General features: G+C 70.9%; 18 protein-coding genes. 14 read left to right on the top strand and 4 right to left on the bottom strand.

Translation table 11 applies throughout. The features are described from left to right. Positions 1–171 precede the first annotated feature (171 nt). Positions 172–741 carry a hemerythrin domain-containing protein gene (locus VGB75_00820; protein HEY0165558.1) on the top strand — a complete coding sequence of 190 codons (570 nt, stop codon included), beginning with the start codon at positions 172–174 and terminating at the stop codon, positions 739–741. A 29-nt stretch (positions 742–770) separates the two neighbouring features. Here the strand turns inward: VGB75_00820 and VGB75_00815 are convergent, their stop codons facing one another. Then, positions 771–962, bottom strand: a complete 192-nt coding sequence (locus tag VGB75_00815; GenBank protein ID HEY0165557.1) for a hypothetical protein — start codon at positions 960–962, stop codon at positions 771–773. Positions 963–1,108: 146 nt separating this feature from the next. Here VGB75_00815 and VGB75_00810 point away from each other — a divergent pair, with 146 nt between their 5' ends. Beyond that, on the top strand, positions 1,109–1,906 hold the full coding sequence (locus VGB75_00810) for an SDR family oxidoreductase (GenBank protein ID HEY0165556.1): 798 nt from the start codon (positions 1,109–1,111) through the stop codon (positions 1,904–1,906). A 42-nt stretch (positions 1,907–1,948) separates the two neighbouring features. Here VGB75_00810 and VGB75_00805 read toward each other — a convergent pair whose 3' ends face one another. Together VGB75_00805 and VGB75_00800 are read right to left on the bottom strand one after the other, a co-directional pair. Beyond that, entirely contained in the window at positions 1,949–2,467 is a 519-nt protein-coding gene (locus VGB75_00805; protein HEY0165555.1) for a DUF1360 domain-containing protein, read from the bottom strand. Between the two features lie 64 nt (positions 2,468–2,531). Continuing rightward, positions 2,532–2,903 carry a hypothetical protein gene (locus tag VGB75_00800; protein ID HEY0165554.1) on the bottom strand — a complete coding sequence of 124 codons (372 nt, stop codon included), beginning with the start codon at positions 2,901–2,903 and terminating at the stop codon, positions 2,532–2,534. A gap of 343 nt (positions 2,904–3,246) precedes the next feature. Between VGB75_00800 and VGB75_00795 the strand changes: the two genes are divergently transcribed. The 11 genes from VGB75_00795 (at position 3,247) to VGB75_00745 (ending at position 18,473) form a co-directional block, all read left to right on the top strand. After that, positions 3,247–6,696, top strand: a complete 3,450-nt coding sequence (locus VGB75_00795) for an EAL domain-containing protein (GenBank protein ID HEY0165553.1) — start codon at positions 3,247–3,249, stop codon at positions 6,694–6,696. Between the two features lie 218 nt (positions 6,697–6,914). Then, a complete protein-coding gene (locus tag VGB75_00790) occupies positions 6,915–7,850 on the top strand; it encodes an NAD-dependent epimerase/dehydratase family protein (protein HEY0165552.1) in 936 nt (311 codons plus the stop codon). A 183-nt stretch (positions 7,851–8,033) separates the two neighbouring features. Beyond that, positions 8,034–9,698, top strand: a complete 1,665-nt coding sequence (locus tag VGB75_00785) for a carbamoyltransferase C-terminal domain-containing protein (protein HEY0165551.1) — start codon at positions 8,034–8,036, stop codon at positions 9,696–9,698. Beyond that, positions 9,695–11,239: an HAD-IIIA family hydrolase gene (locus VGB75_00780; GenBank protein ID HEY0165550.1), complete on the top strand. Its 1,545-nt coding sequence runs from the start codon at positions 9,695–9,697 to the stop codon at positions 11,237–11,239. Before VGB75_00785 ends, VGB75_00780 begins: the two co-directional genes overlap by 4 nt. Next, positions 11,236–12,315 carry a glycosyltransferase family 9 protein gene (locus tag VGB75_00775; GenBank protein ID HEY0165549.1) on the top strand — a complete coding sequence of 360 codons (1,080 nt, stop codon included), beginning with the start codon at positions 11,236–11,238 and terminating at the stop codon, positions 12,313–12,315. Before VGB75_00780 ends, VGB75_00775 begins: the two co-directional genes overlap by 4 nt. Then, the gene (locus VGB75_00770; protein HEY0165548.1) at positions 12,312–13,292 is read left to right on the top strand and encodes a glycosyltransferase; all 981 of its coding nucleotides are present in this window, start codon (positions 12,312–12,314) and stop codon (positions 13,290–13,292) included. Before VGB75_00775 ends, VGB75_00770 begins: the two co-directional genes overlap by 4 nt. A gap of 16 nt (positions 13,293–13,308) precedes the next feature. After that, complete coding sequence (locus VGB75_00765) at positions 13,309–14,574, top strand: glycosyltransferase (GenBank protein ID HEY0165547.1); 1,266 nt, start codon at positions 13,309–13,311, stop codon at positions 14,572–14,574. Then, complete coding sequence (locus tag VGB75_00760) at positions 14,571–15,197, top strand: SIS domain-containing protein (GenBank protein HEY0165546.1); 627 nt, start codon at positions 14,571–14,573, stop codon at positions 15,195–15,197. The genes VGB75_00765 and VGB75_00760 overlap by 4 nt, the downstream gene beginning before the upstream one ends. Further along, positions 15,194–16,711: a PfkB family carbohydrate kinase gene (locus tag VGB75_00755; GenBank protein ID HEY0165545.1), complete on the top strand. Its 1,518-nt coding sequence runs from the start codon at positions 15,194–15,196 to the stop codon at positions 16,709–16,711. The genes VGB75_00760 and VGB75_00755 overlap by 4 nt, the downstream gene beginning before the upstream one ends. Beyond that, positions 16,711–17,724, top strand: a complete 1,014-nt coding sequence (locus tag VGB75_00750) for a glycosyltransferase family 9 protein (protein ID HEY0165544.1) — start codon at positions 16,711–16,713, stop codon at positions 17,722–17,724. Before VGB75_00755 ends, VGB75_00750 begins: the two co-directional genes overlap by 1 nt. Before the next feature lie 8 nt (positions 17,725–17,732). Continuing rightward, on the top strand, positions 17,733–18,473 hold the full coding sequence (locus VGB75_00745; protein ID HEY0165543.1) for an SDR family oxidoreductase: 741 nt from the start codon (positions 17,733–17,735) through the stop codon (positions 18,471–18,473). 68 nt (positions 18,474–18,541) lie between these two features. On the opposite strand, the gene VGB75_00740 is transcribed toward VGB75_00745, so the two are convergent. After that, entirely contained in the window at positions 18,542–19,147 is a 606-nt protein-coding gene (locus VGB75_00740; GenBank protein HEY0165542.1) for a GreA/GreB family elongation factor, read from the bottom strand. A gap of 454 nt (positions 19,148–19,601) precedes the next feature. On the opposite strand from VGB75_00740, the gene VGB75_00735 reads away from it, so the two are divergent. Next, positions 19,602–19,982 (top strand): STAS domain-containing protein, encoded by a 381-nt coding sequence (locus VGB75_00735; GenBank protein HEY0165541.1) that lies wholly within the window; start codon positions 19,602–19,604, stop codon positions 19,980–19,982. The last annotated feature ends 8 nt before the right edge of the window (positions 19,983–19,990 follow it).

The raw sequence follows: 19,990 nt of genomic DNA, 5'->3' as shown, positions 1-19,990 counted from the left end.
TGATAGGTTTTTCATGGCTGAACGCCCAGCCGGTCCGGACAGCGACCGAGCACGTGGGCGGCGACGACATCGGCCACACCCTTGCTCGCTCGCCCGCCCGGCGCAGTGACGAGTCCTCGGTGTCTTCGACATCGACAACTCGGTGTCTTCGACATCGACAAGGAGTTCCAGGTGGACGAGCAACGCGATGTGATCGAGATCCTGAGCCATGACCATCGAGAGGTCGAGCAGATGTTCGCCGAGCTCGACAGCCTGCGCGACGCCGTGGACGCGCAGTCCGGCGCCAGGCGCAAGGACGTCGCCGAGCAGGTGGTCATCGAGCTGGTGAGGCACGCGGTGGCCGAGGAGGCCGTGGTCTATCCCAAGGTCAAGGAGAAGGTCAGCGAGGCCGAGGCCGAACACGCCAAGCAGGAGCACGCCGAGGCCGAGGCGACCATGAAGCGGCTGGAGAAGCTCAGCCCGCAGGATCCGGGCTTCGAGGCTGAGCTGCAGACCCTGATGACCGAGATCCGCGAGCATGTGGCCGAGGAGGAGAACCAGATGTTCCCGCACATGCGCTCGATCTTCAGCCAGCAGGAGCTGGTGAAGATGGGTCAGCAGGTCGAGGCGGTGAAGAAGATCGCCCCGACCAGGCCGCATCCCAGCGCGCCCGATCAACCCCCGGCAAACCTGATGATCGGCCCGGTCGCCGGCTTGTTCGACCGGTTACGCGACGCCGTCAGCCACCGCGGAACCGACTAGCGCGCTCAGGCCGGTCCGGCCGTCAGGCGCTAGTGCGAGTCCGGCTCACCCAAACCTTGCTCGGGCTGGTCCTGCTCGGACTGCTCGGCGGGTTCGCCGGCGCCAGGATGCAGGCCGGGCTGAGGCTCCTCGGGCGGGTTGGTCCCGGGGCGGCCACGCTCAGGGGCTTGCTCGTCCTGGCCGAGGACACCTTCGCTGACGCTCTGCGAGATCTCTGACATCTGCTCTGCTCCTCCGTGCTGTGGCGAGTTCTTCCCGTCGCCGCCGTAGGGTTTTCTTCCTACCACGACCCGGGCGTCGTCCCCGCGCCGGCAAGCCCTGTCGCCGGGGCGGCGCCGGACTGCTCACCTGATGAGAGGAATCCACCATGGCATTCAACCCGCGGACGGCGATCGTCACCGCCTCTGACTCCGGCATCGGCAAGGCGACCGCGGTGGCGCTGGCCCGGGCCGGCATGGACGTCGGCATCACCTGGCATACCGACGCCGAGGGCGCGGAGCAGACCGCCGAGGAGGTGCGCTCGCTGGGGCGGCGCGCGGTGGTGGCCCAGCTCGACACCACCGAGCTGCCCGGTTGCGGGGACGTGATCGACAGCCTGGCCGACGAGCTGGGCGGGCTGGACGTCTTCGTCAACAACGCCGGCACCGGAGACAACGCCCCGCTGCTGGAGATGGAGTACCAGCAGTGGCGTCACACCGTGGCCACCGACCTTGACGGGGCTTTCGTCTGCCTGCAGCGGGCAGCCCGCCGGATGGTCAGCGCGGGTCAGGGCGGCCGGCTGATCGCGGTGACCAGCGTGCACGAGCACCAGCCCAGGGTCGGCTCCAGCGCCTACGACGCGGCCAAGCATGGCCTCGGCGGTCTGATGAAGACGATCGCCCTGGAGCTGGGCTCCTACGGCATCACCGCCAACTCGGTGGCTCCGGGTGAGATCGCCACCCCGATGACCGGGCAGGAAGACCAGGACCCGCACTCACAGCACCGTCCCGGGGTGCCGCTGGGGCGTCCGGGCGACGCCCGCGAGATAGCCGCGGTCATCGCTTTCCTGGCCTCGGCCGATGCCGGCTACGTGACCGGGGCGTCCTGGGTGGTCGACGGCGGGATGCTGCAGATGGGCCCGCAGGCCGGGTCACACCTCACCAGCGATGACTGGCGCAACGGCTGAGCGGGCTGGGCCGGGCCCGGCCTCAACGGCTCAGGGCCGGGCTCACTCCTTGCTCTGCGCGGCGCTGTAACCGAACTGCAGAAAGTCCGAGACTGCGACGACGGCGAAGGTGGAAGCCACCAGCCGGGCTGCCCGGGGCGCGAAGACCAGGCCGGCGCCGAACATGGTGGCGACCCACTGGGCCAGGCAGAACGGACAGGTCAGCAACTCACCGACCGCATGGCGCAGATGCGAGTCGGTGCGAGCCTCCTCGTGCAGCTCGGCCGGGCCCTGCAGGCCGCCGTACGTGGTGAACGGCGCCCGGACCGGGCTGACGACCGCGTCCTTGGAGATGGTCCGGGTCACCCGATGGGTGGCGATCCCGAACAGCGTGACGTCCCATGGCGTGATCTGCTTCGGCGCGGTGAAGCCAAGCCGGCGTCCCAGCAGCGTCAGGCCGGTCACCGCGCCCGCGTAGACGCCCATGGCGGCGAGGTAGCCGCTGAGCGGGCGGTCCTCGCCTTGTCGATAGGTCGCGGCCTCGCGCTGGGCCCAATGCTTGATAACGCTGGCGTTGGTCATGGTGAACTCCGGTATGTGGGTGCTGCTAGCTCATGCGGACGGGTCGGTGGCGGTCAGCGCGGTCTCAGGAGCTCTCGCGGCTGACGAGCTTGTTGAACCGGCTGGTCTGGCCGTCAGAGGTCTTCTCCTGATAGACGAAAGCCAGGCCGCGATCGTCGAAGACCTCGAAGAACTGGTCCCAGTCGGCGTCTTCGAGGCTGTCCTCGGACGCGTCGAACTCGATGCGCAGCACGCCGCCGCCCTTGCCCGAGTCCTCGGTTCCCGACACCGTCGCCGGCCGGCCGCCACGAGCCTGCGCCCAGGCCCGGATCACCTCATGGTCGGTGGTGGTGTAGCTGGCGGCGGTGGTCTGGCTCTTGGTGTTGCGACTGACCTCGTCCACCGCGTCGGCCTCCTGCGCTGCCTGCGATGCGTGGCCGTCCTGCTTGTCGGTCATGACGGTGGGTCCTTTCGTGCGCGCTGCCGCCAGCAGCCCGACCGTAAGGGCCAGGGGCATGCGCTGGTGGACTGGGCGGTGACTGAGACCGGCGGCTGAGCGATAGCCAGCCGCGAGTGGCGGCTCTCACTTGAGCCGTGGCTCCATTAAAGCATCTTCGCTTAGGCGCGACAGGCCCTGTACGCCGGCCTGTCGGCCATCGGTCAGCACGGAACGGGCAGGGCTGGAGTCCGCTCGCGCAGGGGTCCTGCGCCGTAGTCGTCAAGTGTCTTCATATTTGGTCGATGTGATCTTGTGATCGAAAAAGACGACTAATGGCGTAAGAGACAGAAGGGGCATAGCTGTGCGATCAGGTTCGCTCCGGCAACCGGTCGGCAAGGCACGGTGGCTGCCGTGGCTGCCGTGGCTGGCCGGACTGGCGATGGCCCTGGCCGTCCTTGCCCTGAGCGTGTTCGCCGCACGGCTGTTGCGCCACCCGTCGCTGGCCTCCAGCGCCTGGTGGCCGGCGGCCGGTTTGTCGCTGGCGGTGCTGGCCCGCTCACCCCGGCGCTGGTGGCCGCATCTGCTCGTGGGCGTGGCTCTCAGCAGCGCGCTCGGCAGGCTCCTGGTAGGCACCTCGATGCTGGCCAGCGCGTGGTACGCGGTGGCCAGCGTGCTCGAGTGCGCGGTCGCCGCCCGGTTCCTGGCCAGCGGCGTGGCACACCGATCCAGGCCGCTGTCCAGCGTCGCCGACGGGATCAGGTTGATCGTGGGCGCCGTGCTCGGGGTCAGCGCCGCGGCGTTGGCAGTCGCCCTGCGTTACGTGTCGGCCGGCCTGCCGTGGGCGGCCGGAACCGGCGGCTACGTGCTGAGCCACGGGCTGGGGCTGATCCTGCTCACCCCGTTGCTGCTGGCGCCTAGCCGCCGGACGGTCTGGGCCGAGTTCGGGCACGGCCGGCGCAATGCGGAATGGATCGTGCAGCTCGCCCTGGTCACCGGCGCCGCGTGCTGGATCTTCACCCCCGCGCACACCATCGGCCAGGCGTTCCTGGTGCTGCCGCCGCTGGTGTGGGGCGCGGCCCGGTTGGGCGCGTTGCGGGCGATGATCTCGGCGCTGGTGGCCGCGGTGCTGGCCACCATCGGCACCCTGAGCGGCCACGGCACGCTGAGCTCGATCAGCGACGTGCAGCAACGGCAGTGGGTGTTGCAGGCCCTGCTGGCGGTGATCTGCCTGGCGACGCTGATCCTGGTCCTGAGCGGCCAGGTCCGCGATGGCGCGCTGGCTGCCGCGGCCGAGCGCGAGGACGCGCTGGCCGAAGCGCAGCGGCTGGCGACGCTGGGCTCCTGGACGTGGGACCTGAGCTCGTCAGAGATGGCCTGGTCAACCGAGATGTACCGGATCTTCGGGGTTGTGCCAGGAGTGTTCCAGCCCAGTCTGCAGAACTGGATGTCGCTGGTGCAGCCCGCGGACCGGCCCGGCTTGACGGCCGCGGTGGGGACGGCCCTGGCCGAGCACAAGCCCTATGAGCTCGAGTTCGCGATCGAGCCGCCGGGCCAACCGGTACGGGTCGTGCACGGCCGGGGCAGGGTGCAGGTCGATGAGAACGGCACGCCGGTCCGGATGAGCGGCACCGCCCATGACATCACCGAAGCCCGGCGCTCGGCGCACGAGCTGGCGACCGCCCGGGACCTCTACCGCGGGGTGCTGGCCGCCGCCAGCGGCATGTCGATCATCGGCACCGATCCGCTGGGCCAGATCACGGTGTTCAACACAGGCGCGCAGAAGATGCTCGGTTACACCGAGGAGCAGATGCTGGGCAACAGCCCGATCGTGCTGCACGATCCGGCCGAGGTGGCGCAGCGGGCCGCCGAACTCGGCGTCGAGGCGGACTTCCGGCTGTTCACCCGAGACGCCGGCGCCGAGCATCCCGAGAGCCGTCAGTGGACCTACCTGACCAGCTCGGGACGCCGGCTGCAGGTGCAGCTGACTGTCACCGCGATGACCGCCCCGGACGGCTCGCTCAGCGGTTACATCGGGGTGGCCAGCGACGTCACCAGCCAACGGCAGGCCGAGTTGGCGCTGCGCGAGAGCGAGCAGCGCTTCAGGCTGGCCTTCGACGCGGCGTCGGTGGGGATGTGCATGGTGTCGCTGGACCCGGCGACAGCCGGCCAGCTGCTGCGCGCCAACCAGGCGATGTGCGACTTCACCGGCTTCCCCGAGGCGCGGCTGCTGACGCTGGACGTGGTGAGCCTGTCCGTCCCGCAGGACGCGGCCGCGACCAGTGCCGCGTTGCAGGCCATGGTCGGGGGTGGGGTCACCCAGTTACAGCGTGAGACGCTCTACCGCCATGCCGACGGCAGCGACGTGTGGGGGCTGCTCTCGACCTCGACCGTGACCCCTGCCGATGGCAGCGCGCCTTACGCCATCTCCCTGGTCGAGGACATCACCGCACGCAAGCGCGCCGAGGCAGCGCTCACCTATCAGGCGCTGCACGACGGGCTGACCGGCCTGGCCAACCGGAGCCTGCTGCTGGACAGGCTGGAGCACGCCCTGGCTGCCCAGGGCCGTTCGAGCCGAGAGGTCGGGGTGGCCTATCTCGACCTGGACGGTTTCAAGCAGGTCAATGACGGCGCCGGGCACGCCGCCGGCGACGAGCTGCTCATCCAGGTCGCCGACCGGCTGCGGAGCTCGGTGCGTCCTGGCGACACCGTCGGCCGGCTCGGTGGCGACGAGTTCGCGATCCTCTGCACCGACCTCGGCGACGGCAAGGACCTCAGCGCCGTCGCCGACCGGGTGCTCAAGGCCCTTCGTGAGCCGTTCCTGCTGCCTTCGGGCACCTTCACCATCAGCGCCAGCATCGGCCTGGCCCTGGCCAACGCGCAGGCCACCGGCGAGCAGTTGCTGGCCACCGCCGACACGGCCATGTACACGGCCAAACGGGCCGGCCGGGATCGGATCACGGTGACCGACCCGCAGCAACAGGCCCGGGTCGTGCGCAGCAACAGGCTGCGTCCGCAACTGGAAACGGCGTTGAGCGCCGACGAGTTGGTGATGTACGGCCAACCAGTGCTGGACCTGCGATCGGGCGAGGTGGTCGCGGTGGAGACCCTGCTGCGCTGGAACCACCCTCGTCGGGGATTGCTCGGTCCGGGGGAGTTCCTCGACGTCGCCGAGGCCAGCGCGCTGATGATCCCGATCGGTCGGCGCGCGTTGCGTGAGTCCTGTCGGATGGCTGCCAGCTGGGCAGACCAACTCGGCGTCCGGGCGCCCGACGTGCACGTCAACATCTCAGGACGCCAGCTGGAGACGGGCGACTTCACCCAGGACGTGCTGGCAGCTCTGAGAGACTACGACGTGCCGGCCGACCGGCTGGTGCTGGAGTTGACCGAGACGCACATGCCCCTGATCGCCGACTCGCTGCGCGAGGACCTGAGCGGGTTGCGCGAACTCGGCATCCGAATCGCCATCGACGACCTGGGAACCGGTTACAGCAGTCTCACCCGGATCACCGAGCTGCCGGTGGACATGCTCAAAATCGACCTCCGGTTCATCGCGGGTCTGGGCACCGACTCCAGTTGCACCGCGGTGGTGGCTGCCATCCTGGAGATCGGCAAGACCCTGGGGTTGGCGGTGGTCGCCGAAGGCGTCGAAACCGCCGCCCAAGCCCGATTGCTGACCCAGTACGGCTGCCAGACGGTGCAGGGCTACCTCTACAGCCGGCCGCGACCGGAAGCGGATCTGTCCTTCCACCTCGCCAGCGTCGCGGCCAGCCATCCGCCTCGCGCCGGGCTGGCTCTGCGAGCGCTGGCCTGAACGACGTTGTCCGCCGTGAGCAGTGCGCTCTAGGCTGGCGACCGGGATCGGATGTGCGCGATCCCGGCAGCAGGCGTACCCGCGCACGGAAGCAGCCCGGCCGGCGCCTTGCAGGAGGAGCAGGCATGACGGCGCGTCCATCTCCGGCGAATTTCCCTATGGCGCAAGCGAATTCTTTTCCATCACAGGCGCGGAGGAAGGCCTTCCGGCATGCGGTGGTGACCGGCGGCGCCGGTTTTCTGGGCTCGCACCTGTGTCAGGAGCTGATCGGGTCCGGCGCGGAAGTCACGTGTCTGGACAACTTCCTGACCGGCTTGCCGGACAACCTGGCCCACCTGCGTTCCAGCGACCGCTTTCGGCTGATCAAGTGCGACGTCACCGACTACCTGCACGTGCCCGGTCCGGTCGACCTGGTGCTGCACTTCGCCTCACCGGCCTCGCCCGCGGACTACCTCCGGTTGCCGATCGAGACGATGAAGGTCGGCAGCGTCGGCACCTTGCACGCCCTGGGGTTGGCCAAGGACAAGGGCGCCCGGTTTGTGCTGGCCTCCACGTCAGAGACCTACGGCGACCCGCAGGTGCACCCACAGCCGGAGGATTACTGGGGTCACGTCAATCCGGTGGGCCCGCGCGGCGTCTATGACGAGGCCAAGCGGTTCGCCGAGGCGCTGACGGTGGCGTACCGCACCACCCATGGCGTCGACACCGCGATCGTGCGAATCTTCAACACCTACGGGCCCCGGATGCGCGCTGACGACGGCCGGGCGATCCCGACTTTCATCCAGCAGGCGCTGGCCGGCCAGCCGTTGACTGTGGCCGGCGATGGCAGCCAGACCAGGTCGGTCTGTTTTGTCGATGACACCGTGCGCGGCGTCCTGGCGGTCGCCGCCAGCGACCTCGCCGGGCCGGTCAATGTCGGCAGCCCCGATGAGATGACCATCCTGCGGATCGCCGAACAGATCGTCGCGGTAACGGGTTCGGCCTCGGCCATCCGGTTCGTCGAGTTACCGGTCGACGACCCGCTGGTGCGCCGGCCGGACACCACGTTGATCGAGCGAGAGCTGGGCTGGCGCCCGCGGGTCAGCTGGGACGAGGGCATCCGGCGCACCATCGCGGCCATCGTCGACCAGCGCAGGACCGCTGGTTTCGGGTGAGCGCTGGCGGAGAAGCGCTTCTCTGTCCTAGAGTCGCTTCTAGCTGGGCAGTCAGCTTGCGGCAGCACCTCGATTGGACGTGACCATCGAGCAGCGGTGAACAGCACCGCCCCTTCTTTCGCGGACTTACCTGACCGACCGTGCGCGGCCGCGCTCGCAGATGTGTCGACACCGGCAGGGAATATGCGAATCCTGGGCATCAATGCTCTGTACCACGATCCCGCGGCAGCGCTGATCGTGGACGGCCGGATAGTCGCGGCCGCCGAGGAAGAACGGTTCAGCAGGCGCAAGCACGGAAAGCGCCCGGTGCCGTTCTCGGCGTGGGAACTGCCGGAGCTGTCAGCAGCGTGGTGTCTGGAACAAGCCGGTCTGACCCCCGGTGACCTGGACGCAGTGACCTACTCCTTCGATCCGGCGTTGCATCTGCCTGCGCACCAGCTAGGGGTGTTCGATCCGTGGGACGAGCTTCGGCAGCGCTACGCGCTCGCCGCTCCTGACTTCCTGGCCAGCGCGTTACCGGGGCTGGACCCCTCGCAGGTGCGTTTCGTCGCCCACCATGTCGCGCATGCGGCCTCGGCCGGATTGGCGGCGCCGTTCGACCAGGACTGCGCCGTGCTGGTGCTCGACGGCCGAGGCGAGCGGCACAGCTCGTTAGCAGGCCTGTATTCACAAGGGGAATTGCAGACACTGCACAGCCAGCAGCTGCCGCACTCCTTGGGGCTGCTGTACGAGGACGCGACGGAGCATCTCGGTTTTCTGCGGAGTTCGGACGAGTTCAAGGTGATGGCACTGGCTTCTTACGGCACGCCGCGCTACCTGGAGGATCTGCGTTCGCTGGTGCACGCCCGTCCCGACGGCGGGTTTCACACCAGCGGCGTCGACTGGAATTCCCTTGCCAAGAAACGCCGGCCGGACGAGCCCTGGAGCGCTGAGCACGCCGACCTGGCGGCCAGCCTGCAGGCGGTCGTCGAAGAGGTGCTGCTGGAGCTCGCTCGCTGGCTGCGGATGCGAACCGGCAGCGCCAAGCTCGCGCTGGCCGGCGGCGTCGCGTTGAACTGCGTCGCCAACACCAGGTTGTGGCGTGAGAGCGGGTTCGAGCAGGTGTGGGTGCAACCAGCCGCCGGTGACGCCGGCACCGCGCTGGGCGCCGCGCTGGCCGGCGCGCAGCAGCTGGGTGAGCCGGCCGCCGCGATGACCGGAGCGGATCTGGGCCGGCAGTGGAGCGACGCTGAGATCGAATCGGCGCTGCGAACGGCGAAGTTGCCCTATGACCGGCCTGCCGACATCGCCGAGGCGGCGGCTGAGACGCTGGCCGCCGACGGCATCGTGGCATGGTTTCAGGGGCGCAGCGAGTACGGCCCGCGGGCGCTCGGGCACCGGTCGCTGATGGCGCATCCGGGCCGCGCGGGCAACCTGGAACGGCTCAACGACGTCAAGGGACGCGAGCAGTTCCGCCCGGTGGCGCCGATGGTGCTGGCCTCCCGGGCTGCGGAGCTGTTCCACGGCGGACCGATCCCGTCGCCGTACATGCTGTTCGTCCATCAGGTCGCCGAGAACTGGCGCGAGCGGATCCCGGCTGTGGTGCACGTCGACGGAACGGCCCGCATCCAGACCGTCGACCCGGCCGACGAGCCCCTGGTCGCCCGGTTGCTGGAACGCTTCGCGCACCTCACCGGCCTGCCGGTCGTGGTCAACACCAGCCTCAACACCGCCGGCCGGCCGATGGTCGACTCGCCCCGCGACGCCCTCGAGTGCTTCGGTTCCACCCCGGTGGACCTGCTGGCGATCGGCCCGTTCGCGGTGCGCAGGGCTCAGTTGGGATCACCGCAGTCGGGATCACCGCAGTGACCGCTGGACCGAGCTATGCGCTGGTGATCCCGACCATCGGTCGCCGCTCGCTCTCGGTGTTGCTGAACAGCCTCGCGGACTCGGCCACAGCGACCGGAAGGCCGCTGCCGCCGGTGTTCGTGGTCGATGACCGGCCTGGCCCGGCGGCCGGGCTGAAGCTGCCCGAGCTGAAAGCGGCTGAGCGCCGAGCGGCGGGCTGGTCTGTGACGGTGCTGCGCAGTGGTGGCCGGGGACCGGCCGCGGCTCGCAACGTCGGCTGGCGGGCGTGTGACAGCGACTGGGTGGCGTTTCTGGACGACGACGTGGTGGTGAGCCCGGCCTGGCTTCGTGACCTCGAGCACGACCTGGCCGTGGCGTCGCAGGACCTCGGCGGAACGCAGGGTCAGATCCAGGTGCCGCTGCCGGCTGACCGGCGGCCGCGGGACTCAGAGCGTGGCACCGCGGGTTTGGCCACCGCTGCCTGGATCACCGCCGACATGGCCTACCGTCGGCCCGCGCTGGTGGACTGCGGCGGTTTCGACGAGCGGTTTCCAAGGGCCTTCCGCGAGGACGCCGACCTGGCGCTGCGAATGCTGGACCATGGGTGGCAGCTGCGCCGGGGCAGCCGGCAGACGGCGCATCCGGTGCGGCCGGCAGGCTGGTGGGCCAGCGTGCGCCAGCAACGCGGCAACGCCGATGACGTGCTGATGCGCCGCTTGCACGGCCGGGGCTGGCGCCGCCGTGCCGCCGCGCCGCTGGGCCGGCGTCCCCAACACCTGCTCAGCACGGCAGCTGCCCTGACTTGCCTGACCGCGGCGATGACCGGCCGTCGGCGGCTGGCAGTGCTGGCCGGGCTGGTGTGGGCCGGCGACACCGCCGAGTTCAGCTGGCGCCGAATCGCGCCGGGTCCTCGCGATCTGGCCGAGGTGCTGCGGATGATCAGCACCAGCGTGCTGATCCCACCCGCCGCCAGCTGGTTCTGGCTACGGGCGCTGATCCGCCGCGGCGCCCCAGTCGATCAGGTGAGCGGTGCCCAGCCCGGCTGGCCGGCGGCGGTGCTGGTGGACCGGGACGGCACCCTGGTGCGCGACGTGCCCTACAACGCAGACCCGGCGGCGGTCTCGCCGATGCCCGGGGCTCGTCGGGCGCTGGATCGGTTGCGAGCGGCCGGCATACCCGTGGCGGTGATCACCAATCAGTCCGGCATCGGGCGCGGGCTGCTCACCGCCGCGCAGGTCGAGGCGGTCAACGCTCGGATCGAGACGCTGCTGGGGCCCTTCGACGGCTGGTACGTCTGCCCGCACACCGATGAGGCCGGGTGCGGGTGCCGGAAGCCGGCGCCAGGCCTGATCCGGCAGGCGGCCGCCGAGCTGGGGGTCTCGGCCGCGCGCTGCGTGGTCATCGGCGACATCGGTTCCGACGTCGGGTCCGCGACTGCGGCGGGCGCGGCGTCGATCCTGGTCCCGACCCCGCGGACTCGGCGCGAAGAGGTGGCTGCCGCGCCGCTGCGGGCCGCCGATCTGGCCGGGGCGGTCGATCTCGTACTGGCCGGCCTGCGGTGAGCCGCCGGTTGCTGGTGGCGCGTTTGGACAGCATGGGCGACGTGCTGGTGTGCGGGCCGGCGATCCGGGCGGTGGCCGCCGCGGCGGATCACCTGACGCTGCTCACCGGGCCACTGGGGCAGGCCGCCGGGCGGTTGTTGCCCGGGGTGGACGAGGTGCTGGTGTGGGCCTGCCCGTGGATCCTGAACCCGGCGCCCAGCGTCTCGCCGGCGGAGTTCGCCGAACTCGTCGAGCGGCTGGCCGGCCTGGGCCTGGACGAGGCCGTGATCCTCACCTCGTTCCACCAATCGGCCCTGCCGACCGCGCTGCTACTGCGGTTGGCCGGCGTCCGGAGGATCGTGGCCAGCAGCGAGGACTATCCCGGCTCGCTGCTGGATCTGCGGCTGCCGGTCGCCGAGGACGGGCCCGAGCCCGAGCGCATGCTGGCCACGGTGCGCTCCGCCGGCTTTGAACTTCCGCCCGGTGATCAGGGCAGGCTCGCCGTCCGGCTGCCGTCAGCCGCGGTCTCTGAACACCTCCCTGAGCTGGAATCGCCTTATCTGGTCGTGCATCCGGGTGTCACGGCCGCGGCGCGCGCCTATCCGGCCCCGCTGTGGGCCGAGACCGTCCGGCAGCTGTGCGCGGCAGGCTGGCAGGTGCTGGTGACCGGCTCGGACTCCGAGCGCGAGCTCACGGCCGCCATCGTGGCCCACGCCCTGGCCGGCCTGCCGGACTTCGCGGCCGGTGCGGCGCTGGACCTGGCCGGCCGGTTGGAGCTGGCTGAACTGGCCCGGGTGCTGGCCGGCGCGCAGGCGGTGCTGGTGGCCAACACCGGCCCGGCCCACCTGGCCGCGGCGGTCGGCACGCCGGTGGTCTCACTCTTCTCCCCGGTGGTGCCGGCCACCCGATGGGCGCCGTACGGGGTGCCGGTGGCCCTGCTCGGCGATCAGGACGCGGCCTGTCGCGGCAGCCGCCGGACGACCTGCCCGGTGCCGGGCCACCCCTGCCTCAGCGGGGTGGAACCGGCCACGGTGGTGGACTGCGTCCAGCGGCTCGCCAGACACAAGACGACGACACCCTGGGCGGTGACCGCATGAGGATCCTGCTCTGGCACGTGCACGGCAGCTGGATGACCGCTTTCACGCAAGGAAGCCACGACTACGTCGTTCCGGTGCTGCCCGATCGCGGCCCGGACGGCGTGGGCCGGGCTCGCACCTGGTCGTGGCCGGGCTCGGTCGTCGAACTCGCGCCCGCGAGCCTGCGTGAACAGGACTTCGACGTGGTGCTGCTGCAACGGCCGCACGAGTTGGAACTGGTGCGCCAGTGGCTGGGGCGCGAGCCGGGTGGCGAGCTGCCCGCGGTCTACCTCGAGCACAACACCCCGGACGCCAAACCCTGCACCCAGCGGCATTTTCTCGCCGACCGCTCTGATATCCCGCTGGTCCACGTGACCCAATTCAACAAGCTGTTCTGGGACAATGGGCGCGCGCCGAGCACTGTCATCGAGCACGGCGTCATCGATCCAGGCGCCCGCTACACCGGCGAGTTGAGCCGGGCAGCGCTGGTGGTCAACGAGCCAGGCCGGCGCGGCCGGATCGTCGGAGCGGATCTTGTCGATGAGTTCCTTCCGGTGGCGCCGGTGGACGTCTTCGGAATGCGGGCAAGGCACTTCACCGACGCGCACACTCGCGCCGCCGGCGTGGCGCCGGACCGCCTCGTCGGCTACTCCGATGTCGAGACCCAGGATCAGATGCACACCGAACTGGCCCGGCGGCGGGCCTACCTGCACCTGACCCGATGGACCTCGCTGGGCCTGGCCCTGATCGAGGCGATGCAGCTGGCGATGCCGGTGCTCGCCCTGGCCACCACGGAGGCGGTGGCCGCGGTGCCGCCCGCGGCCGGTGAGATCAGCACCGACGTCGACCGGCTGGTGAGGCGGCTGCGCAGCTTCCTGGCCGAACCGGAACTGGCTCGGGCCTGCGGGCTGGCGGCCCGGGCCGCCGCGCTCGAGCGCTACGGGCTCAAGAGGTTTCTGGCCGACTGGGACGTGCTGCTGGACGGGCTCACCCGATGAGAGAGCAGGCGAGCAGATGAAGATCGCGATGGTCTCAGAGCATGCGAGCCCGCTGGCCTGCCTGGGCGGGGTGGACGCCGGTGGCCAGAACGTGCACGTGGCCGCTCTCTCGGCCGCGCTGGCCCGGCGGGGGCATCAGGTGGTGGTCTACACCCGCAGGGAGGACCCCGACGTGCCGGCGAGCGTGCCGCTGCTGCCGGGCGTGCGGGTCGAGCACCTGAGCGCCGGCCCGGCCGCGGTCCTCGGCAAGGACGAGCTGCTGCCCTTCATGGACAGCTTCGGCGCAGAGCTCGCCGAGCGCTGCCGGCGTCAACGGCCGGATCTGCTGCATGCGCACTTCTGGATGAGCGGGCTGGCTTCGCTGCAGGCCGCGGCTGAGCTGGGCCTGCCGGTGGTGCAGACCTTTCACGCGCTGGGAAAGGTGAAACGGCGCTGGCAGGGCAGCTCGGACACCAGCCCGCCGGAGCGGATCGGCGCCGAGCGGTCGATCGCGCGGGCGGCCGACCTGGTGATCGCCACCTGCACCGACGAGGTCGGTGAGCTGCAGTCGATGGGCGTGCCGCGCGAGCGGATGGAGATCGTGCCCTGCGGAGTGGACCTTGCCCTGTTCACCCCGGCCGGTCGAGCCGCCGGCGGTGACGATGACCGCCCGGCCAGGTTGTTGGTCCTGGGCCGGTTGGTGCCGCGCAAGGGCGTCGCCGACGCGATCAAGGCGCTGGCCCAGGTGCCTGACGCCGAGTTGCTGGTGGTCGGCGGGCCGGCGCCGGATCAGGTGGCTGCCGACCCGGAGTCCCAGCGGTTGCTGGCTGTGGCAGCCGAGCACGGTGTCGGTCACCGACTCCGGCTGCTGGGCCGGCAGCCGCATGCGGAGCTGCCCGAGCTCCTGCGCTCGTGTGACCTGCTGCTGGCCGTGCCCTGGTACGAGCCGTTCGGCATCACACCGCTGGAGGCGATGGCGGCCGGCCTGCCGGTGGTCGCCACGGCGGTCGGCGGGTTGCGTGACACCGTGCTCGACGGCGTCACCGGCCGGCTGCTGCCGCCGCGGCGTCCGGACCTGCTGGCCCGGGCTGTGAACGAGTTGCTCGCCGACCGGCCCCGGCGGCTGGCGATGGCCCAGGCCGGCCGGGAGCGGGTGCTGGCCCGCTACGGCTGGAGCACGGTCGCTCAACAGACCGAGACGTGCTACCGCGGCGTGCTGGCCCGGCGACGAGTGGCAGACCGGCTGGCCCGACCGGCGCCAGCCGGCCGATTGTCCGACGTGACGGCGGAGGTGGCGCGATGACCGAACTGCTGACTGACCCGCCCAGGCGGTTGGCGATGGCCCATGTCCAGGCGCTGGCCCAGGCGTTGACGGAATTCGGCCCGGCCGCCGAGATCGCCGCGGACTGGGGAGCCAGGCTGGCCGGCGCGCTCAGCTCCGGAGCGCGGCTGCTGGTCGCCGGCAACGGCGGCAGCGCGGCCCAGGCCCAGCACCTGAGCGCCGAGATCGTCGGCCGGTACGCCGCGGACCGGGCGCCGTTCTCGGCGGTCGCGCTGCACAGCGAGCCGTCCGCGCTGACGGCCATCATGAACGACTACGGCATCGAGGAGGTCTTCGCCCGCCAGGTCCAGGCGCATGGCCGCCCCGGGGACGTGTGCGTGCTGATGTCGACGTCTGGTCGCAGCCCGAATGTGGTCGCCGCCGCCGTCCGGGCCCGCGACTGCGGGTTGCGCACCTGGGCTATGACCGGTCCGGTCCCCAATCCGCTGGCCGAGGTCGCCGAGGAGACGCTGCCGATCTGCTGCCCGAGGACCTCGACCGTCCAGGAGCTGCACCTGGTGGCCCTGCACCTGCTCTGCGAGGCGATGGACGCCGAGCTGGCCCGGGCCGAGGCCGCGCTGGCCCGTTGGCAGCCGGCGCGATGACCGCGCCGCTGGTGGTGGTCGGCGACGTGATGCTCGACATCGACCTGATCGCCGACTCCGCCCGGCTGTCGCCGGAGGCCCCGGTCCCGGTGCTGCACGACCCGGTCGAGAACCGGCGTCCGGGTGGCGCGGCGCTGGCCGCGGCGCTGGCGGTGCTGGCAGTGGCCGGTCGGCGTCCGGTGGTGCTGGTCGCGCCGGTGGCCACAGATGAAGCGGGTCGCCAGCTGCGCCGGATGCTGGCCGGCCGGCTTGAGTTGGTGGCCGTGCCGTGGGCCGGAAGCACCCCGGTCAAGACCCGGTTGCGGGTGGCCGAGCACCCGGTCGCCCGGCTGGACCGCGGCGGTGACCCCGGGGTGATCGGCCCGCTGCCCGAGCGCGCGCTGGCGGCGCTGGACTCGGCGGCCGCGGTGTTGGTCTCGGACTACGGCCGAGGCGTGAGCGCGGACCCGGCGTTCCGAACCGCGCTGGCGGCCCTGAGCTGCCCGCTGGTCTGGGACCCGCACCCGCGAGGGGCCGCCCCGGTGCCAGGCAGCACCCTGGTCACACCCAACCTCGCCGAACTGGCCGGCTTCGTGAGGATGGAGGCGGCTGCTTCGCTGGGCGCCATCCGGCGCGGCGCCCAGCAGCTGGCCCGGCAGTGGCAAGCCGGCTCGGTGTGCGTGACGCTCGGGTCCAGGGGAGCGATGTTCTGCCTTGCCGACAACGCCGCGCACCTCATCGCGCCGGTCCAGGTCAGCGTCGGTGACACCTGCGGCGCGGGGGACTGCTTCGCCGCCGCCGCCGCCGCCGGCTTGGCCGACGGCGTGCTGCCCAGTGAGGCCGTCGCGCTCGGCGTCGCGGCCGCCGGCCGGTTCGTGGCGGCCGGAGCGGCGGCCGGTTTCCGGCTGGAACCGCCCCCCGGCGCGGCCCGTGGCGGTGAGCCGGCCGCTGCTGAGCCGGTCGCTGCTGAGCCGGCCGCTGAGCCGGCCGCTGAGTCGGCTGGCGCGGGCCCGGCTGGCGCGGGCCCGGCTGGCGCGGGCCCGGCTAGCGGGGGGCCGGCTGGCGGGCTGGAGGAGTTGCTGGAGGCAGTCCGGCGCCGGCACGGCGTGGTGGTGGCGACCGGTGGTTGCTTCGACCTGGTGCATGCCGGGCACATCGCCACCCTGCAGGCCGCCCGGGCGGCCGGGGACTGCCTGGTGGTGTGCCTGAACTCCGATGACTCGGTACGCCGGCTCAAGGGCTCGCAGCGGCCGTTGCAGCCGGCTGCTGACCGGGCTCGCGTGCTGTCAGCGCTGGAATGCGTCGACGCGGTGGTCGTCTTCGAGGAGGACACCCCCGCCGCCGTGCTGCGGCGGATCCGGCCCGATCTGTGGGCCAAGGGCGGTGACTACTCCGGCGTGGCGCTGCCCGAGTCGGCCGTGCTGGCCGAGTGGGGTGGCGAGGTGGTGACGGTTCCTTACCTGCCGGGCCGCTCGACCTCCGCGCTGGTCGAGCTGGCCCGGCATGGCGAGCTGGCCTCCGATGGATCGGCGTAGTGAGCCCGACCGATAGCCGGCCGGTCGCCCTGGCCTTGCGCGCGCTCGGCTTGGGAGATCTCATCACCGGGCTGCCGGCGCTGGGCCTGATCAAGGCCGCGCTGCCTGGCCATCAGGTGGTGCTGGCGGCGCCGGCGGTGTTCGGCCCGCTGGCGCCGCTGATCCCGGCGGTGGACCGGCTGCTGCCGACCGCCGAGCTGGCGCCGATCAGCCCGGCGCCAGCCGGCCTGGACGTGGCGATCGACCTGCACGGCAACGGCCCGGCCAGCCGGCGGCTGCTCAGCGCTCTGGCACCTGCGCGCCTGTACGGCTTCGCCGATCCCGCGGGCGGCCTGACCGGGCCGAGATGGCTGGCCGGCGAGCACGAGGTCAGCCGGTGGTGCCGGCTGGTCTGCGAGGTGCTGCCGAGGCCGTCCAGCCACGGCCGGCCAGAGGGCCCCGGCTGCCAGGCCGTCGGCGTCATGCGGCTGCCGACGGTGGCGATGCCGCCGTCGCTGACGGTGCTGCACCCGGGTGCGGCCGCCCCGGCCCGGCGCTGGCCCGCGCGGCGGTTCGCCGCGGTGGCCTCGGCGTTGCGGGGCCGCGGTCACCGGGTCGTGGTCACCGGGGGGCAGGCCGAGGCGGCGCTGGCGCGAGCGGTGGCCGAGGAGGCCGGGGCGCAGGCTCTGCTGGGCCTGTCGCTGCCGCAGCTGGCGTCGCTGGTCGGCCGCGCCCGGCTGGTCATCTGCGGCGACACCGGGGTGGCCCACGTCGCCTCGAACTACCGCACCCCGTCGGTGCTGCTCTTCGGACCGGTGTCACCAGCCAGCTGGGGGCCACCTGCCGATGGCCCGCACCGGGTGCTGTGGCATGGCGACGGGACGGGCGACCCGCACGGTCAGCAGGTGGATCCGGCGCTGCTGGCGATCACCGTCGAGGAAGTGCTCGACGCGGTCGACGAGCTGTCCGAGCACGGTCCGGCGATCCGGCCGTCGCCGCTTGAGATGTTCAGCGAATCAGCCCTTGAGGACTAGGAGTCGACATGCGCACACTCGACCAGCGCGCGGTGCTTGTCACCGGTGGCGGTAGCGGGCTGGGGCGGGCGATCTCTCGGCGCCTGGCTGCCGCTGGAGCGCATCCGGTGGTCGCCGACGTCGATCCCGAAGGCGCCGAGGCAACCGTCGGCCTGGTGTTAGAGGCGGGAGGCAGCGCCTCGTCCTGCCTGCTGGACGTGACCGATCCCCGGAGCGTCGCAGAGGCAGTCGCTGCCACCGCGGCTCGATTCGGCGAGCGTTTCGACGCCTTGATCAACAACGCCGGGACCGACCGGGGCGCAGGCATCCTCGAGATCTCCGACCAGCAGTGGCAGGACGTGCTGGCCGTGAACCAGTCCGGCCCGCTCTACACCACCAGGCAGTTCCTCAAGACCCTCGGCGCCGGGGAACGTCGCTATCCCGCCGACGTGGTCAACGTCATCTCGATCTCTGCGATCACCGTGGGAGCCGACGCCGCGGCCTACAACAGCTCGAAGGCGGCGCTGGCGATGCTCACCAAGATCATGCAGCGCGAGGCCTATGAGTACCGCTGGCCGGCTCGGATTCACGGCTTGATGCCCAGCGCCATGAACACCCCGATGATGGATCAATGGCAGCTCTCGGACGAGGTGATGATGGACCCGGACACCGTTGCCAGCGCAGTGGAATTCATGCTGACGCTGCCGCCGGACACCTTCGTGCAGAACCTGGTGATCAACTCCCGGAGGGAACCCGGTTGGCCGCGCTGACCAACCGGAATCCCTCTACTGAGCCTGCCCTCGCTCAGGCGGCTTCACTCAGGCTGACTGCACTCAGCTCAGGCTGACTTGGCCCGCTGCGGTGTGAACTCCTGGCCGTCGACCGCGACGATGTCGACGGTGATGGTGTTGCGGTTGGCGGCCCGGTAGCTCACCTGGTCACCGGGCACCGCGCCCTGCAGCGCCTGGCCCAGCGGGCTGTTGGGCGTGACCACCTCGTCGTCACCGAAGGCCAGCTCGTGCGGCAGCAGGACGAACGTCTCGCAGCTGCGGCCACCGTCGAAGCTGACCTGCACTCGGCTGCCGACCTCGATGGCGCCGGCCGGCCGGCTCTTGCGGCCCGAGCGGCGTGGCTGCCGAGCGCTCTTAGGCGCCTGCAACATCAATTCCAGCTCGGTGATCCGGGCTTGCAAGTCCTCGATCGTGATCGCCAGCTCGACATTGGCGCACCGGTCGGCCGCGTCACCGCATGAGCCGGGAGGGCTGTACTGGGCGAGGGCTTCGGCGCGCTGGGCCTTGAGATCGTCGAGGCGGATGCGAATCGCTTGCTCCACGGCGTCGGGAGTGGCGGTCGGGGCCGGCGTGGGCTCGGGAGCGGGCGCCGCTGAACGGGCGGGCTTGCGAGTCGACTTGCGGGCGGTCGGGGCAGGAAGAGTCGAAGTCATGGCGGAAAGCTCCGGCGGTTGGGCTGAACTGGCGAAACCACCTGCTGGGCCGGCCCAATTCTGAGATAGACGGTACGGCACGACAGCACCGGCTGCTAGTTGCGAATCGCTCGCACAAGAATCAGCCGCGCAGTGCGCGGCAGGCGCCTCAGCGCAGAGCTGCTCGTTTCGTTCCGGGTTGTGAGACTCCGCTTGAATTACGTCAAAGGGTCATTACTCTTGACGTGGGTTGAGTAGCAGCCACCGGATCCTCGGCATCGCCGAGAGTCGACCACCGGAGGCGCAGGTGCCCGCGGACTTTCCAGAACCCCACCGCCATGGCAGAGAACTGCAAGACGGCAGAGAACTGCAAGACGGCAGCGAACTGCAAGACGGCAGAGAACTGCAAGACGGCAGAGAACCGCAAGACGGCAGAGAACCGCAAGACGGCAGCGAACTGCGATTCGCGTTACGAGTGGCGGGCACTGATCCCGAACGCGTCATCTTCTTTCTCGTCGGCGACCTGCTCGGCGGGGTGTGCCCCGGCTTCGAGGACTTCACCCGCACCTGCATCGAGGGCGGAACCCGGCGGTTACGCCTTGACCTGTCGGATCTGCGATCACTCGATCTGGCCGGGGTGAACTCGCTGCTCACAGTGCACGAGCAGCTGACGGCCAATGGTGGCCGACTGTTTCTCACCAATGCAAGCCCCGACATCGTCGCGATGTTAAGGCTGTTCGCCACTGCGTTGCTGGCCGCTCAGACCTCGACGATGTCAGGCGCCGGAGCGAGCCGCTCCACGAGGCGGGCCGCTGCGAGGTCGCGGCGAATGGTGAGGCAGAGCCTGGCCGGCTGAGCCAGGCC

Source organism: Jatrophihabitans sp. (genome assembly GCA_036399055.1).
Classification (GTDB): domain Bacteria; phylum Actinomycetota; class Actinomycetes; order Mycobacteriales; family Jatrophihabitantaceae; genus Jatrophihabitans_A.
The sequence above is the reverse complement of the archived record's forward strand: the minus strand, read 5'-3'. Positions and strand labels throughout refer to the sequence as shown.